General features: G+C 63.4%; 15 protein-coding genes. 7 read left to right on the top strand and 8 right to left on the bottom strand.

What is annotated here, in order from left to right; all coding sequences use genetic code 11:
• Positions 1-31 precede the first annotated feature (31 nt).
• Positions 32-721, top strand: coding sequence for a Crp/Fnr family transcriptional regulator (locus IYY11_RS20165; RefSeq protein ID WP_246720128.1), 690 nt, complete (start codon positions 32-34; stop codon positions 719-721).
• Positions 722-803: 82 nt separating this feature from the next.
• Entirely contained in the window at positions 804-1,154 is a 351-nt protein-coding gene (locus tag IYY11_RS20170) for a hypothetical protein (protein ID WP_196405523.1), read from the top strand.
• A gap of 278 nt (positions 1,155-1,432) precedes the next feature.
• Here IYY11_RS20170 and kdsA read toward each other — a convergent pair whose 3' ends face one another.
• Genes kdsA through IYY11_RS20185 form a run of 3 tightly spaced genes read right to left on the bottom strand, consistent with a single transcriptional unit; the run spans position 1,433 to position 3,541 of the window.
• On the bottom strand, positions 1,433-2,272 hold the full coding sequence (kdsA, locus tag IYY11_RS20175; RefSeq protein ID WP_196405524.1) for a 3-deoxy-8-phosphooctulonate synthase: 840 nt from the start codon (positions 2,270-2,272) through the stop codon (positions 1,433-1,435).
• A 13-nt stretch (positions 2,273-2,285) separates the two neighbouring features.
• Complete coding sequence (locus IYY11_RS20180) at positions 2,286-2,930, bottom strand: uracil-DNA glycosylase family protein (RefSeq protein WP_196405525.1); 645 nt, start codon at positions 2,928-2,930, stop codon at positions 2,286-2,288.
• On the bottom strand, positions 2,930-3,541 hold the full coding sequence (locus tag IYY11_RS20185) for a glutathione S-transferase family protein (RefSeq protein WP_196405526.1): 612 nt from the start codon (positions 3,539-3,541) through the stop codon (positions 2,930-2,932). Before IYY11_RS20185 ends, IYY11_RS20180 begins: the two co-directional genes overlap by 1 nt.
• A gap of 73 nt (positions 3,542-3,614) precedes the next feature.
• Here IYY11_RS20185 and queC point away from each other — a divergent pair, with 73 nt between their 5' ends.
• The 3 genes from queC to ykgO all read left to right on the top strand — a co-directional run bounded on the left by queC (position 3,615) and on the right by ykgO (position 7,003).
• Positions 3,615-4,349, top strand: coding sequence for a 7-cyano-7-deazaguanine synthase QueC (queC, locus tag IYY11_RS20190; protein ID WP_196405527.1), 735 nt, complete (start codon positions 3,615-3,617; stop codon positions 4,347-4,349).
• Between the two features lie 135 nt (positions 4,350-4,484).
• Entirely contained in the window at positions 4,485-6,773 is a 2,289-nt protein-coding gene (locus IYY11_RS20195) for a TonB-dependent receptor (RefSeq protein WP_196405528.1), read from the top strand.
• Between the two features lie 104 nt (positions 6,774-6,877).
• A complete protein-coding gene (gene ykgO / locus IYY11_RS20200) occupies positions 6,878-7,003 on the top strand; it encodes a type B 50S ribosomal protein L36 (protein WP_018407448.1) in 126 nt (41 codons plus the stop codon).
• A 106-nt stretch (positions 7,004-7,109) separates the two neighbouring features.
• On the opposite strand, the gene IYY11_RS20205 is transcribed toward ykgO, so the two are convergent.
• Entirely contained in the window at positions 7,110-8,012 is a 903-nt protein-coding gene (locus IYY11_RS20205) for a histone deacetylase family protein (RefSeq protein ID WP_196405900.1), read from the bottom strand.
• 277 nt (positions 8,013-8,289) lie between these two features.
• Here IYY11_RS20205 and IYY11_RS20210 point away from each other — a divergent pair, with 277 nt between their 5' ends.
• Entirely contained in the window at positions 8,290-8,901 is a 612-nt protein-coding gene (locus IYY11_RS20210) for a L,D-transpeptidase (RefSeq protein ID WP_196405529.1), read from the top strand.
• Between the two features lie 677 nt (positions 8,902-9,578).
• Here IYY11_RS20210 and IYY11_RS20215 read toward each other — a convergent pair.
• From IYY11_RS20215 to IYY11_RS20230, 4 genes are all read right to left on the bottom strand, one after another.
• Positions 9,579-10,145, bottom strand: a complete 567-nt coding sequence (locus tag IYY11_RS20215; RefSeq protein ID WP_196405530.1) for a hypothetical protein — start codon at positions 10,143-10,145, stop codon at positions 9,579-9,581.
• A gap of 78 nt (positions 10,146-10,223) precedes the next feature.
• Positions 10,224-11,648, bottom strand: a complete 1,425-nt coding sequence (gene lpdA, locus IYY11_RS20220; RefSeq protein WP_196405531.1) for a dihydrolipoyl dehydrogenase — start codon at positions 11,646-11,648, stop codon at positions 10,224-10,226.
• 92 nt (positions 11,649-11,740) lie between these two features.
• Complete coding sequence (locus IYY11_RS20225) at positions 11,741-12,169, bottom strand: DUF1772 domain-containing protein (RefSeq protein ID WP_196405532.1); 429 nt, start codon at positions 12,167-12,169, stop codon at positions 11,741-11,743.
• 80 nt (positions 12,170-12,249) lie between these two features.
• Positions 12,250-13,314 carry a GSCFA domain-containing protein gene (locus IYY11_RS20230; protein ID WP_196405533.1) on the bottom strand — a complete coding sequence of 355 codons (1,065 nt, stop codon included), beginning with the start codon at positions 13,312-13,314 and terminating at the stop codon, positions 12,250-12,252.
• Between the two features lie 162 nt (positions 13,315-13,476).
• Here IYY11_RS20230 and IYY11_RS20235 point away from each other — a divergent pair, with 162 nt between their 5' ends.
• Positions 13,477-14,526 (top strand): WcbI family polysaccharide biosynthesis putative acetyltransferase, encoded by a 1,050-nt coding sequence (locus tag IYY11_RS20235; RefSeq protein WP_196405534.1) that lies wholly within the window; start codon positions 13,477-13,479, stop codon positions 14,524-14,526.
• The last annotated feature ends 87 nt before the right edge of the window (positions 14,527-14,613 follow it).

Genomic DNA, 14,613 nt, shown 5'->3' on the forward strand with positions numbered 1-14,613 from the left:
ACATGGTTTGCGCAGCTTCGATTTTGATAGGATGCGCGATCAGGCGGAAGCGCCGGGGAACGACATGCTGTCGGAAGAGAATATCGCCGCGTGGCGGCTCTGCGCGCCTTCGCTGCGGGATGCGGAGCTCTCCGACGGCGAAACGCTGTATCGGCAAGGCGAGGAGCCGGGCTTTCTCTATTGTTTGATGCGGGGCGTCGTCAGGCTTTCTCATGTCGCCGAAAGCGGCGCGCAGATCACGCTCGCCATCGCGGGCGCCGGCGATCTCTTCGGGCGCGTGTCGCCGGGACGAGCGTCGGCGCACGCGGCAAGCGCCATCGGCGACGCGTGCGTCCTGATGTTCGACCCTTCGGACGTGGCCCGTCTCCTCGCGAAAAGCCCGTCGTTCTCGAGCTTTCTGAGCGCGGGACTGGAAGCGTCGCGGGAACGCGCCGAGCGCAGGCTGATCGACCGCCAGACCAAGACAGTCGCCGCGCGGCTGATCGAAACGCTGGGAGAGCTTGCGCTCGCGTTCGGCGCGCCCTGTCCACACGGCTATTCGCTCGAAATCAGGCTCACGCAGCAGGACATCGCCGATCTCGTCCATGCGAGCCGCCCAGTCGTGACGCGGATCATGAACGATTTGCGGCGCCGGGGGGCGCTCGACTATCGGCGCGACCTTATCTGCGTCAATCACGTCGCGCTGCAATCCCTCGCGAAAGAAAAGCCCGCCGATTTGTAACGCGGGTGACAGACCGCCACCGGGCCGCGCCCTAACGAGGGAGAAAGCGGCCGAGCCGCGCCGCCAACGCGGAGAAACCACAATGAAACCACTCACGGCGCGCCTGCATGGCTATCTCGACTATCTGACGGTGTTGATTTTCCTCGCCGCGCCAGCGGTGCTTGGCTTCAGCGGCCTGCCGGCGCAGCTCTCATGGCTGCTCGCGGGCGTGCATTTGGCGATGACGCTCGTGACGAAATTTCCGCTCGGCGTCTTTCGGCGATTGGCCTTCGCGCTTCATGGCTGGGTCGAAAGGATCGTCGGCCCGGCGCTTATCGCGATCGCCTTTTTGCCCGCCATCTCCGCCGAAAGAACGGCCTTCGCCTTTTTCGCGGGAATGGGCCTTGTCATCATCGCGGTCGGCTGGCTGACGGATTATGCGGAGGCGGGTTAGGCTCAGTGTCCTTCATGGCCGCCGAGGCTCGGAGCGCGCGCCAGGGGAAATCAGGTGAAGGACAGCCATCCTCGCCCTCATGCTGAGGAGGCTCCGTCGGAGCCGTCTCGAAGCACGAGGGTGAGCTCCAGAGCGCGCAGGAAGGTCTCCTCGTCCTTCGAGACGCGGCCCATGCTGACAGGGCGTTGGCGGTGTGGCTACGAAGGTCCACCTATTCGCCATGAAGGCCCGCGACATCAGATAATGGTCACGAGAGATTTCAATCTTTGGTCAATATTTCATTGACCCGCATTCTTCGCCAGACGGTCGAACGCCATCAGCTCCTTGACCATTGTTTCGAGCTCGTCGAGCGGGACTTGCGTCGCGCCGTCCGAGATCGCCGCGCCCGGATCGGGATGCGTCTCAACGAAAAGCGCCGCGACGCCAACCGCTACGGCGGCGCGGGCGAGCGTTGCAACGAAACGCCGCTCGCCGCCCGACGACGTCCCTTGTCCGCCCGGCTGCTGCACGGCATGCGTGGCGTCGAAGACGACGGGCGCGCCGGTCTCCCTCAGGATCGGCAGCCCCCGCATGTCGGCGACCAGCGCATTATAGCCAAAGCTCGTGCCGCGCTCGGTGACGAGCACGCCGCCATCGCCGGCCTCGCGCGCTTTCTTGACGGCGTGGATCATGTCCCAGGGCGCGAGAAACTGACCCTTCTTGATATTGACCGGGCGTCCGGTTTTCGCCGCCGCGATGATGAGGTCCGTCTGCCGGCAGAGAAAGGCGGGGATCTGCAGCAGGTCGACGACCTCGGCGACGCGCGCGCATTGCCATGCTTCATGCACGTCGGTCGTTATCGGCAAGCCGGTCTTCTCTCTAATTTCAGCAAAGATCGGCAGCGCGGCGTCGAGACCGACGCCCCGCGCCGCATCGCCGCTGGTGCGGTTCGCCTTGTCGAAGGACGCCTTGAAGACGATTCCGATCTTCAGTCGCTCGCCGATTGCGGCGAGTTCGCCGGCGAGTTTGAGCGCCAGGTCGCGGCTCTCCAGCGCGCAGGGGCCGGCGATGAGCGTCAGCGGCAAATCATTGCCGATCTCGACGCGCCGCGCGCCATGTCCAATGAGAACTATCGTCACGGCGCGCCTTGTCTCATGTTTTCACGAGCCGCGCGACCTCGGCGCGCAGCGCCGGCAGGACCTCGGCTTCGAACCAGGGATTACGCTTCAGCCAACCGCTGTTGCGCCAGGACGGATGGGGGAGGGGAAAGATCAGCGGGCTAGCGTTCTCAAATTCGCGCCAGCGCGCGACGATCTCCGAAACGCTGGCGCCCCTCGGCAGCGCATGGCCGAGCCGCGCGAAATGATAGTCCTGCGCATATCGGCCGATCGCGACGACCGTCTCTATCTGCGGCAGCGCCGCGAACAGCGAATCGTGCCAGCGCGGGCGACATTCGGGGCGCGGCGGCAGATCGCCGCCGGCGGCGTCGTTGCCGGGAAAGCAGAAGCCCATCGGGACGATGGCGATGCGCGAGACATCGTAGAAGGTCTCGCGATCGACGCCCATCCAGTCGCGAAGACGATCGCCGGAAGGATCGTTGAAAGGGACGCCGGTCTGATTGACGAGATTGCCGGGCGCCTGGCTCGCCAGGAGAAGCCGCGCGCTGGACGAAACGCGCAGCACCGGCCGCGGCTCATGCGGCAGTGTCGCGCCCTCGGGCGTCTCCGCGCAGAGACGGCAGGCGCGGATATGCGCCGCGATCTCGTCAATTTTCTTGCGAGATGCGCGTATCGTCATCAGCGAACGAAACTGGGACGCGCCGACACTTCCGCGCGCCAGCGCGAAAGATTCGGCAGATCTTGAGGGATCTCGACCCGCGCGGCCTTGGTCAGGTCCATGGCGACGATGGCGGTGATGTCGGCGATGGTGAAGTCGTCGGAAGCGATGAAGCGCCGCGCGGCGAGTTCCTGGTCGAGAAAGCGCATCATTTTCTGCGCGCGCGGCCGCTGATGCTCGGCGAATTCAGGTTTTTGGGGCGACTCAAGCCGCGCCAGCGCCGGATGGCTGTGCCGGAAGGCGAGCGCCACCGGCGTGAACAGGCGGAATTCCACCCGGCGCTGCCACATCTCAATGAAGGCCTGTTCGCGCGCGTTGCGGCCAAGGAGCGGCGGGTCGGGGTAGAGCGATTCGATGTAGCGGCAGATGGCGACCGACTCTGTGAGCGTCGCGCCATCGTCGAGAAGGAGCGCCGGAACTTCCTCCAGCGCATTGACCGCCACATAGGACTCCTGCTTGTGCTCATGCGTCATGAGGTCGACGTCGCGCATGGGAATCGTGACGTTTTTCTCAGCCAGAAAAATGCGGACGCGTCTGGGATTGGGCGCGAGCGGCGTATTATAGAGCAGCATGTCGATCTCGGTTCGGGTTTCGATATGGGTGCAACGGCTCGCAGTTTTAGCGGCATGATTTAAGTTAAGCGCGATGACGAACGATCTCCCGACTCACTCCTCCGCCGCGCTCGTGCTGTTTTCAGGCGGGCAGGACTCGACGACCTGCCTCGCCTGGGCGCTGTCACGCTTCGAGCGCGTGGAGACGGTCGGATTCGATTACGGCCAGCGCCACCGCGTCGAACTCTCGCGCCGCGCCGGGTTGCGCGAGGGGCTTGTTCGCCTTTCGCCGCTTTGGGCGGAGCGGCTTGGCGAAGATCGCACGATTTCGATCGAGGCGCTCGGGGCCATCTCCGAGACGGCGCTGACGCGGAACGCCGAGATCGCCTTCGCCGCCGACGGGCTTCCCAACACATTCGTTCCAGGGCGCAATCTGCTGTTTCTGACCTTTGCCGCGGCGCTCGCCTATCGTCGCGGCGTCGCCGATCTCGTCGGCGGCATGTGCGAGACGGACTATTCGGGCTATCCCGATTGCCGCGACCAGACGATCCGCGCCATGGCGCAGGCGCTCAGTCTCGGCTTGGACCGCAGCATGAACATCCATACGCCGCTGATGTGGATCGACAAGGCGGCGACCTGGCGACTGGCGGAATCGCTCGGCGGCGAAACGCTGGTGCGGCTCATCGTCGAAGAAACCCACACCTGCTATCTCGGCGAGCGGGGCCGCCGCTTCGACTGGGGCTATGGCTGCGGCGAATGCCCCGCCTGCAAGCTGCGCGCGCACGGCTGGGAGAACTATCGCGCCGGCCAGACGCAGGTGACCGCCTGAACCTCTGACCGCTCAAGTGTGGCGTCGAGGCCACAGTCGGCGCTGACCTGCTTACGCCGAGCGACAGCGTATTGACACGGCTCAGTCCGCCTCGGATATGATATGTTATAACATTATCAGCGAGAGCGGGCGTCGATGAAGAAGAGTGTTTTGGTCGGCGCGGCGGCCGGCGGCGCCGTCGTCGGGATTTTCACCTGCGTTGCGAGCGCCTTGGCTCAGCAGGCCCTGCCGCCGATTGAAGTCGGCTCCGTGAGTCCGATCAAGCGCGCCAAGATCGTCTCCCCGCCACAGACTCCCCCAGCGCCCGGCGGGCGCAACCGCAGCGTCGCCGGCCCGAGCGGACCCGAGCCGCGCGAACCGGCCGTGGCGCCGCAAGGCGTCCTTCCTATCGTCGCCGATCAATTCGCGACGGTCACGGTCGTCACCAATGAGGAGCTGCGGCGCTCGCCGGGCGCGACGCTGGGCGACGTGCTTTTCTCCAAACCGGGAGTCACCGGATCGAGCTTCGCGCCCGGCGCGGCGAGCCGTCCGATTGTGCGCGGGCTCGACAACTACCGAGTCCGAATCCAGGAAAACGGCGTCAGCAACAGCGGCGTGTCGGAACTTGGCGAGGACCACGCCGTACCCCTCGACCCCGTCGCCGCGAGCCAGGTCGAGGTGGTGCGCGGCCCCGCGACGCTGCGCTGGGGGTCGCAAGCGATCGGCGGCGTCGTCAACGTCGAGAACAACCGCATTCCCACCGCCTTGCCGTGCCGTCTTGCTTTCATCCCCACGGCCGAGACGGAAGGGTGCTCGGTCATCGAGACTCGCGGCGCGGTGATGACTGTCGACAACTCGCTCGAGAACGCGACCCTGCTCGACGTCGGCCGCGGCAACGTCGCCTTCCACATGGATGTCCACGGCCGGCGCAGCAGCGACTACCTTATTCCCGGCTATCCCTATCTTTTTCCGCCGGACCCGCCGCCGCCGGTGTTCGGACGCCAGCCCAATTCGTCGATGCGCTCGGCCGGCGGTTCGGTCGGCGGCTCCTATTTCTTCGACGGCGGCTTTGTCGGCGTCGCGGTGACGCAGTTCAACTCGCGCTATCGCATCCCCGGCATCGAGCCGACGGAGACCAATACGCGCATCGAGCTTCGTCAGACGCGCGTGACGACCAAGGGCGAGCTCCGTCCGCAGTCGGCCTATATCGAAGCGGTCCGCTTCTGGGCGGGTCTGACCGACTACAAGCACCACGAACTCGCCAATGAGGGCGGTTTCGATGGCGTTCAGCAGACCTTCACCAACAAGGATCTCGAGGCGCGGGTCGAAACGCAGCTTCGTCCGGTGGACTTGTCCTTCGCGACTCTGACGAGCGCCTTCGGCGTGCAGGGCATGCATCAGATCCTGACTTCGCCCGGACGCGAGGGCGGGCTCTTCGACCCCAATCGGACGCGAAGCGTCGCCGGCTATTGGTTCAATGAATTCAGGTTGAGCGATACATCGAGAATGCAGCTGGCCGGACGCATCGAACATGCGACCGTCTCCGGCGCATTTCCCGAACTCCTCGTCTTCGACGCATTTCCCGAACCCCTCGCTGATCCAGCACTGCAAATCGCCCGCGTGCGCAATTTCACGCCAAAAAGCGGGGCCTTTGGCTTTCTGCAGGATCTGCCGCAAGGCGTCGTCGCCAGCCTGACCGCCCAATATGTCGAACGCGCGCCGCGTGCGCCCGAGCTCTTTTCGCGCGGAATCCATGAGGCGACGGGCACCTTCGACATCGGCAATCCGAATCTTCGAATTGAAGGCGCGAAGACCATCGAAATCGGTTTGCGCCGCCCAGTCGGCCCATTCCGCTTCGAGGCGACAGCCTACCTCACGCGCTTTGACGGCTTTATCTTCCGAAATCTCACCGGCGCGGTCTGCGAGGAAACTATCGCGAGCTGCGCCTTGGAAGGCGAGGGCGATTTGCGTGAAGCGATCTATTCGCAGCGCAATGCGCTATTCCGGGGCGGCGAGTTTCAGAGCCAACTCGACGTCGCGACGCTGGCAGGCGGCGTTTTTGGGGCGGAGCACCAGTTTGACGTGGTGCGGGCGACATTCGTGGGCGGCGGCAACGTCCCCCGCATCCCGCCCGTTCGGCTCGGCGGCGGATTGTTCTGGCGAGATTCGAATTGGTTGCTGCGGGTCAATTTTTTGCACGCCTTCGCGCAGCGCAATATCGACCCCACCAATGAAACGCCAACGAAGGGCTATAATCTGCTGAAGGCCGAAATCAGCTACCGCATGCTGCTCGATCCGGGCGATCCGCTGAGCCGCGAGTTGAGGCTGGGACTCGTCGGCGACAATCTCCTCAACGAGGACATCCGCAACAGCGTCTCTTTCCGCAAGGATGAAGTGCTGCTCCCGGGCGCGAATCTGCGGTTTTTCGCGAATGCGCGGTTTTGAGCGCCGAGGCTCGGCTTGATCGCCGGGGCGAAATAGGGCATAGGCGGGGCCAACGAAGCGCTGGGCGTTATCCCGGCCAGTTCACCATTGCCGGGGATAGACCGATGAAAGTCCGCAACTCTTTGAAATCTCTGCGTTCGCGCCATCGCGCCAACCAGATCGTGCGCCGCAAAGGCCGCGTCTACATCATCAACAAGGTGCAGAAGCGCTATAAGGCCCGCCAGGGCTGAGTTCGCCAGGCCTGTTGATCCAGACGCATGAAGAAGGGCCGGAGCGTCAGCTCGCGGCCCTTTTGCATTACCGCCCAGGGTTGCGCACAGGGCTACCGGCCGCCCGCTAGGCGTTCGCGTTCTCCGCAACGCCCATGAGCGCGAGCACATGCGCGTTGACGCTGCGGCTGAGAGCGTCGACCTCATAGCCGCCTTCGAGCATCGAGACGATGCGGCCGCCGCAGCGCCGGTCGGCGATATCCATCAGCCGTTTAGTCGCATCGCCGAAGTCCGTCTCGCGGAGCCGCAGGCCGCCGAGCGGATCCCGCTCATGGGCGTCAAAGCCCGCCGAAATCAAGATCAGGTCGGGCGCGAAATCGCGCACCCGCGGCAGGATTCGGTCGGCGAGCGCTTCGCCAAAGGCGTCCCCCGTCGAGCCGGCGAGGAGCGGCGCATTGACGATGTTGTCATGATCGCCCGTCTCGTTACGCCCGCCCGTGCCTGGATAAAAGGGCGCCTGATGCGTGGAGCAGAACAGCACTTTGTCGTCGGCCCAGAAAATCTCTTGCGTGCCATTGCCGTGATGGACGTCGAAGTCGACGATCGCCACCCGTTCCGCCCCATGCGCCGCCAAGGCGTGGCGCGCGGCCACGGCGACATTGTTGACGAAGCAAAAACCCATCGGATTGTGCGCGCCGGCATGATGACCCGGCGGGCGGACGGCGACGAAGGCGTTGTCGGCGCGTCCCGACATGACGTCGTCCACGGCCGCGACGGCGCCGCCGGCGGCGCGCCAAACCGCTTCAATCGTCTGAGGACACATCAGCGTGTCGCTATCGAGCGCCGTATAGCCTTCGCGCGGCGCGGCGCGCTCTAGGGCTGCAAGATAGGATTGCGGATGGACGCGTTGCAGCGCCTCCGCTTGCGCTTGGGGCGCATTCATCCGGTTCAGGGACGCGAATCGCGCGTGCTCCAAGCCGCGCAGGATCGCCCGCAACCGTTCGGGGGCTTCGGGATGGCCGGGACCCATCTCGTGAAGGAGCCCGCTTTCATGTGTGACGAGGAGGGTTTTCAATGCTGCGACGCAATCCGGGCGGGCGACGCTACGCCAGTCAACACCATGATTTTCCGCCTTCCCGGGCTTCCTGTCCATGAAAAAGAAATAGTAAAGGTCAAGCGTGGGCCGCGCCGGCTAGCGTGGCGCCGGCGCAACAGTAAGGGAATAATTCGGAAGACGTGATCCCAGCGCCAAAGTTCATGATAAGAAAATCGTAACAACTGTTTTGCGGCGGGAAGGAGTGCCTGAAATGAGTTTCAGATATGTGACAGCGGCGTCCGCGCTTCTCGCTGTCTTTTTGGCTGGTTGCAACGGGGGGACGCCTCTTCCCGATCCGAGGCTTAACGGCCGCGACGCCGAATTCATGGCGCTCGCGCCGAAGGCTGGGGTAAGTTCGCAATACGAACGCTACCTCGTCGATTACAAGACGAACGAGCCGGTCGGTTCGATCATCGTCGATAACCGCTCGAAATTCCTCTATTATACCATGCCGGGCGGCAAGGCTGTGCGCTACGGCGTCGCCACCGGTCAGGACGCGATGGCCTTCACCGGCCGCGCCTATGTGGGTGGCATGCAGGAATGGCCGCGCTGGATCCCGCCCAAGGACATGCTTGAGCGTTGGCCGCACCTGCAGCCCACGGCGGACGCCGGCGGTCTGCCGGGCGGTCCCGACAATCCGCTCGGCTCGCGCGCGCTCTACCTCTATCAGAACGGCAAGGATACGCTCTATCGTATCCACGGCACCAATGAGCCGGACAAGATCGGACAGGCGGTGTCCTCGGGCTGCATCCGCATGCGCGACATCGACGCGATCGATCTCTACACCCGCGTGAAGGTCGGCACGAAAGTCGTCGTGCTCTAAGCTTTTCGCCCGTTTATCAAGCTTCCCTACGACGCCCTCCGCCCAGCGCGCGAGGGCGTCGTCTTTTTTGCCATACGCCGGGCGCAGTCGCGCCGCGCGCCCGCGTAGACCGTGGTTTCGACGCCTCGCCCTGGCATTCGCCAGTGTGCGCTCTCGCACGGCGCCTTGGTAAAGCGGACCTTAATGTCGCGATTGTTCGCAGGGTGCGGGCGATCGAAGAGGGGGATTGGTTATGCGTCCGACGACAAGCATGGGCTGCTTAGTCCTGGTGGTCAGCATTCTCTTGCTGGAAGTCGCCGGCGCGGGCGCTTACCTCGCCTCGTCCGCGCAAGCAAAACCCTCGGACCCTTGCTACGGCTATGCGATTTGCCAGTAAAAATTATCATTCGGTCGCGCAATTCGTGGAACGCGCGCGCGACATTTGCGTTTCTGTTTTGAAAGGCCGGCGCGCCCAAAATCAATGCTCGAAAGAGCGGAGACTCGGAGCGCTGCGCCTTTCAAGTTTTTATATCCGTTGCAGCGAGAGGCGGAAGGCTGGGCCTGTCATGCGCAATTTGGTTTTGTACGTTTTGATGTTGTTCCTGTTCGCGGCAAGCGTTGCAAGCGCCACGACAATTCTCTCCCGACCGTCGCCCAACGGCGACGATTTTTGCTTTGGATATGCAATCTGCGAATAATCAGGCGGACCGTTTCTGACGCGCGAGTTCGCGCAAGCGTGCGACGCTGCGCGTCAGCGAGCCTGCTTCAACGCCGATGAACGCTTCTATTCGCCCGCACATCGCGTCGGCGGTCTGAAAGACGCGCTGTTTGAACGGGGCGACCAGTCGCGCCGCCCAGGCGCGAATTTCGAGGACAACCGAATAGATCTGACGAAATCGGTCGATCTGCATCAGCTTGTCCCGGCAGATGTCGAAAAGAAACGACATGACGCCGAGCGCCAGTGTTTTGGCGAGAAGAATCGCCAAAAGTCCCGTGAACACATGGCCATGCGCGATCAACTCAAAACCAACCAGCTTGGCCGGGATAATCGCGAACGCCGGCGCGATAAATATCGCCAATGTTTTTAGGGGCGTAAGCGTCGCAACGAAGTCCTTGAACTGCTGTTCGTAACGTTCAAGCCCAAGTGCGCGTCCAAGATCGTGCAACCATGCGCTGAAATGATCCCACAGCCAGGTTTCGACCAGAAAGAGGACGGCGAGCGCGAACCAGAACGCCTCCCTCAGACGCCGTTTCCAATCTTCCATAAATTCTTCCTCTCACATGCGGCGGGCGCGTAGCGCCCGCGCGCGGCGGGAATCACGACGGCGACATGGACCACCAGCTCACATGTGGATGGCGCGTTTGGCGACGGCGAAGGCCGCTTCGCGCATCGCCTCCGAGAGCGTCGGATGGGCGTGGCAGGTGCGCGCGAGATCTTCCGCCGAGCCGGAAAATTCCATCAACACAGCAGCTTCAGCGATCAATTCGCCGGCCGCGGCGCCGACAATATGGACGCCGAGCACCCGGTCGGTCGCGGCGTCGGCGATGATCTTCACGAAACCGTCGGTCGCGCGCATCGCGCGCGCGCGGCCATTGGCGGTAAAGGGGAATTTGCCGATCGCGACTTCGATCCCTCCGGATTTGGCCTCTTCCTCGGTGATGCCGACCGCTGCGACTTCCGGCATCGTGTAGACGACGCTGGGAATGACGCCGTAATTCACATGCCCCGCCTGTCCGGCGAGGATTTCGGCGACGGCGATGCCTTCATCCTCGGCCTTATGGGCGAGCATCGGTCCGCGCACCACGTCGCCGATGGCGTAGACTCCCGGGACATTGGTCGCGAAGCCGCCGTCGATGACGATGCGTCCGCGCTCCAGGGCGACGCCGGCGTCCTCGAGTCCGAGGCCCTGCGTGAACGGGATGCGGCCCGTCGCGATGAGCACGGCGTCGGCCTCGATCGTGTCGGATGTCGCGCCATCGACCGACGAATAGGAGACGACGGCGCGCTCGGCCTTGCCGGTTCCCTCGCGCCGCACGCCAGTCACCTTGGAGGCGAGCCGGAATTCGAAGCCCTGTTTTTCGAGGATCTTCTGGAAGCGCGTGGCGATCTCAAGATCGAAGCCCGGCAGAATGCGATCAAGATATTCGATCGCAATCACTTCCGTTCCCAGCCGCCGCCAGACCGATCCGAGCTCCAGTCCGATGACGCCCGCGCCGACGACGACCAGCCGCTTCGGCGTCTCCGCCAGGGCCAAAGCGCCGGTGGATGAAAGGATCAGCTTCTCGTCGATCGCGATCTCCGCGCCGGAGGCGTCGCGCAGCGGCGCGACGGCCGAGCCGGTGGCGAGGACGATGTTTTTCGCTTCCAGCGTCTGAACGGCGCCGTCCGCCCCGACGACCTCGACTCGCCCGGCGCCTTTCAGCCGGCCGACGCCGCGAAACGACTCGATCTTGTGTTTTCTAAACAGGAAGGCGACGCCGTTGACGTTCGCGCCAACGGTGTCGTCCTTGTGCTTCATCATCGCCGCAAGATCGAGGCGCGGCGGATCGACGATGACGCCAAGCGGCGCGAGTCCATGCGCCGCTTCTTCGAACATATGTGAAGCGTGGAGCAGCGCCTTCGACGGAATGCAGCCGACATTGAGGCATGTGCCGCCGAACGTCGAATCCTTCTCGACGACGGCCGTCTTCAATCCAAGTTGCGCCGCGCGGATCGCGCATACGTAACCGCCTGGACCGGATCCGATCACGATAAGATCGTAGGTCATGTCATCCGCAATTCAAGAATGGCGCCGCTTCCAAGATGCGTTGCTCAGATAACGCATCCGCGATGAACCTTGGCTAAACGCCGTCTCGGGAATCAGCCTGCCGCCCACACATAGATCAGCGTCGCGACGAGTCCGAGCGCGGTTTGACCCAGCTCCAGACGCCCCCAAAGGTCGATGACCTTGCGCGCCTCATGCGCCGCGTCGGCCTGGATCAGCGCCAGGATGCGATTGTTGAGCGGCACGATGGCAAGATAGGTGTAGGGCCAGGTCGCAATCGCGATGAGCGCGCCGAAAAGCCATCTGACGTCATCGAGTTCGCGATAGGCGATGAAGCCGAAGAGGGCGGCAAGCGCGGCAAAACTTGCGAGCACAATGAAGCCGCGGTGATCGGAGGGCTCCCACTCCTTGATCAGCGCGTCGTCAGTGAGCGCAAGCCGCGCCGGCTGTTCAACGTAATTGACATAGAGCGAGGCGCCGGTGAAAGCGCCAGCCGTCGCGAGCGCAAGCGAACCAATAATCATTCAAGCGTCCTTTGGCGGTCGGCGCATAACTCGGCGTTCCTGGCGAATCGACCCCGACCGCCGACCCGCCGCCGTTGTTCTTAAGCTGACTCGATCGCTTCCTCGTCGCAGACGACGCGGGAGTTGCTCTCGGCTTCAGCGGCGACGTCGATTTTCACCGCCTTCACCGCATCCTGCTCTTTTCGGCGATCGGTGAAATGGTCGAAGAACACCCTCATGGCGCGATCGACGCCATAGGGATTGATGCGTCTCGTATCCTCCCGATAGAACATCGGCACGTTCGGAGAAACCGTGGCGAGATCATAAGACGGGAGATAGGCGATGTTCGGCCTGGCCCGGACCACCTCGTCGGCGGCGGCGCGCAAAATCGCTTTGACCGCGCAGTTCGATTCGATCACGTGCCGGTCTTCATAGGTCGCGATGATGCCGACGGGCGACACGCTCAGCACGATGCGAACCTTGGGATTGACCTCGCGAATTCGGTCGACGGCGGCCATGAAGTCGCGCACGACTTCGCTGACGGTCATATTGTAGAACTCGTAGACGCTCGGATCCCAGGCGCCGCCGGCGACGCCCGGCGCAAGCTGCAGGATTGCGCCATCCGGCTTATGGCGCCAGGTCTCGGTGTGGCCGAATGTGAAAACGAAGACGTCCATCGTCTCGAACATGTGGCGGACCGCGGCGAGATGCCGCTCACGATCGGCGCGCATCTCGTCGACAGTGGCGTATCCGTCGGGCTCGATGCGCGGCCGGAACGGATCGACGAAGCGGCCGTCCTCCGGCCTGTTCCAGTGATCGAGCTGCGGCGTGAAGCGTCCATAGGCGCGTTCGATCAATTGCAGCAGCTGCGCGGTCGTGTAGAGATTGCCGTAGCGGCAGGAATACATTGAGTAGTTGCGGCGCAGCGCCTCATCCGCGGACATGCCGTCCGGCGGTTGCTCGGCGAGATAATAATGGAATCCGCTCGCCTGCAGGCCCATGGCGATCTCCTGCGCGAAGCAGCTGCCGCCCGTCGCGACCTTGTCCTGCGGCGAAATCTTGAAAGGCGTGCGAATGATCGGATCGAGCGCGAAGGGCGGCAGCGACGTCACCGCCTTGCGCCAAAAGCGATGGTCGGGTAGGGAGCTATAGGGGTTCTCCGCCATGGTCGCACTCCTTTCTGATCCGGCCGATGGTCGCGGATCGAGCTTTTCCCGCGTCGTTCGCGAGCCGCCTTCTGGCGTCGCAACATAGACGGCGCCCGTCCGCTTGTCACCCGGCGGCGCCGCTGAGAACGCCCGCGTCGTCGCCAATCCATGAAAGACCGCATGTTAACGCAGGTTGACAGACAAATTCTCAAATCCTGGCGGCAATACGCCGTCGAGCCGCGGCTCGCGAAGATCACCGGCCGCGTCATGCGCAACACCGGGCCGCGGATCGCCATCATCGGCAATTGCCAGAGTTTCGGCGTCGCCTATGCGATGAAAGTGCTCGATCCGAGCGCGACCGTCGACCATTTTTCGATGATCGCCCGCGCCCGCTCGACGATGGGCCTCTTCGCCAAGACGCTGGAGACTTACGACTACGTCTTCTCGCATGACTTTCTAGACGGTCATGTGCGCGGCGGCGGATCCGAGGAATTGTGCAAGCGCCTGCCGAAGACGATGATCTTTCCTGCGATCACCTTCGCGGCCTTTCATCCCGATCTCGTCTATATTCACGATCTGTCGCGCATGCACGGTTTCGTGTGCGGGCCGATCGGTCCCTACCACTCGGCGATCGCGCTTTTCGCCTATCGCAAGGGCTTGTCGGTCGAGATGGCGAACGCGCTCTTCAACGAGAACGTCTTTGACGCGCTCGGCTATTTCGACATGTGGAACGACGCGTCGCGCGAACTGGTCGACGGTACGCGCGACAGATATGGCCTCGATCTTTCGGCCGAGCTGATGAACTGGTCGCGCCGCGGCGTCTTCATGTACAGCACCGTGCATCCGATGAGCTTCGTGCTGTTCGATCTCTCCAAGAAGCTTTTCGAGACGGTCGGACTGAAGCCGCGGACAGTGAACTTCAACTATTACGCCATTCATGATCTCGCGCGCAGCGAGATCTTCCCGATCTATCCGCCAATCGCGAAGCGCTATGGGGCGCAGGGCGGCTATATGTTCAAACTGCAGAACCACCATATATCGACGGCGGTGGGCGACTTCCTGACGCTGCCGCAGTACATCGCCTCCTGCTACAAGATCTATAGCGGCCACGATCCCTCGCAGCTCAGCAATCCGCGCGTCGACGCCTGGGTCGCCGACGAGGCGACGAGCGGATTGCTGATGAGATTGGCGCGCGAGAATTTCGTCGCGGGCCTCACGCCTACGCTGTAAGCTGCTTGCGTCATTCCCGACGCGCGCAAAGCGCGCGATCGGGAATCCAGAGCAAGACCAGCGCGCTTGGATCGGCCCTGGATTTCC

It is taken from the genome of Methylocystis sp. H62 (assembly GCF_015709515.1).
Taxonomy (GTDB): Bacteria; Pseudomonadota; Alphaproteobacteria; order Rhizobiales; family Beijerinckiaceae; genus Methylocystis.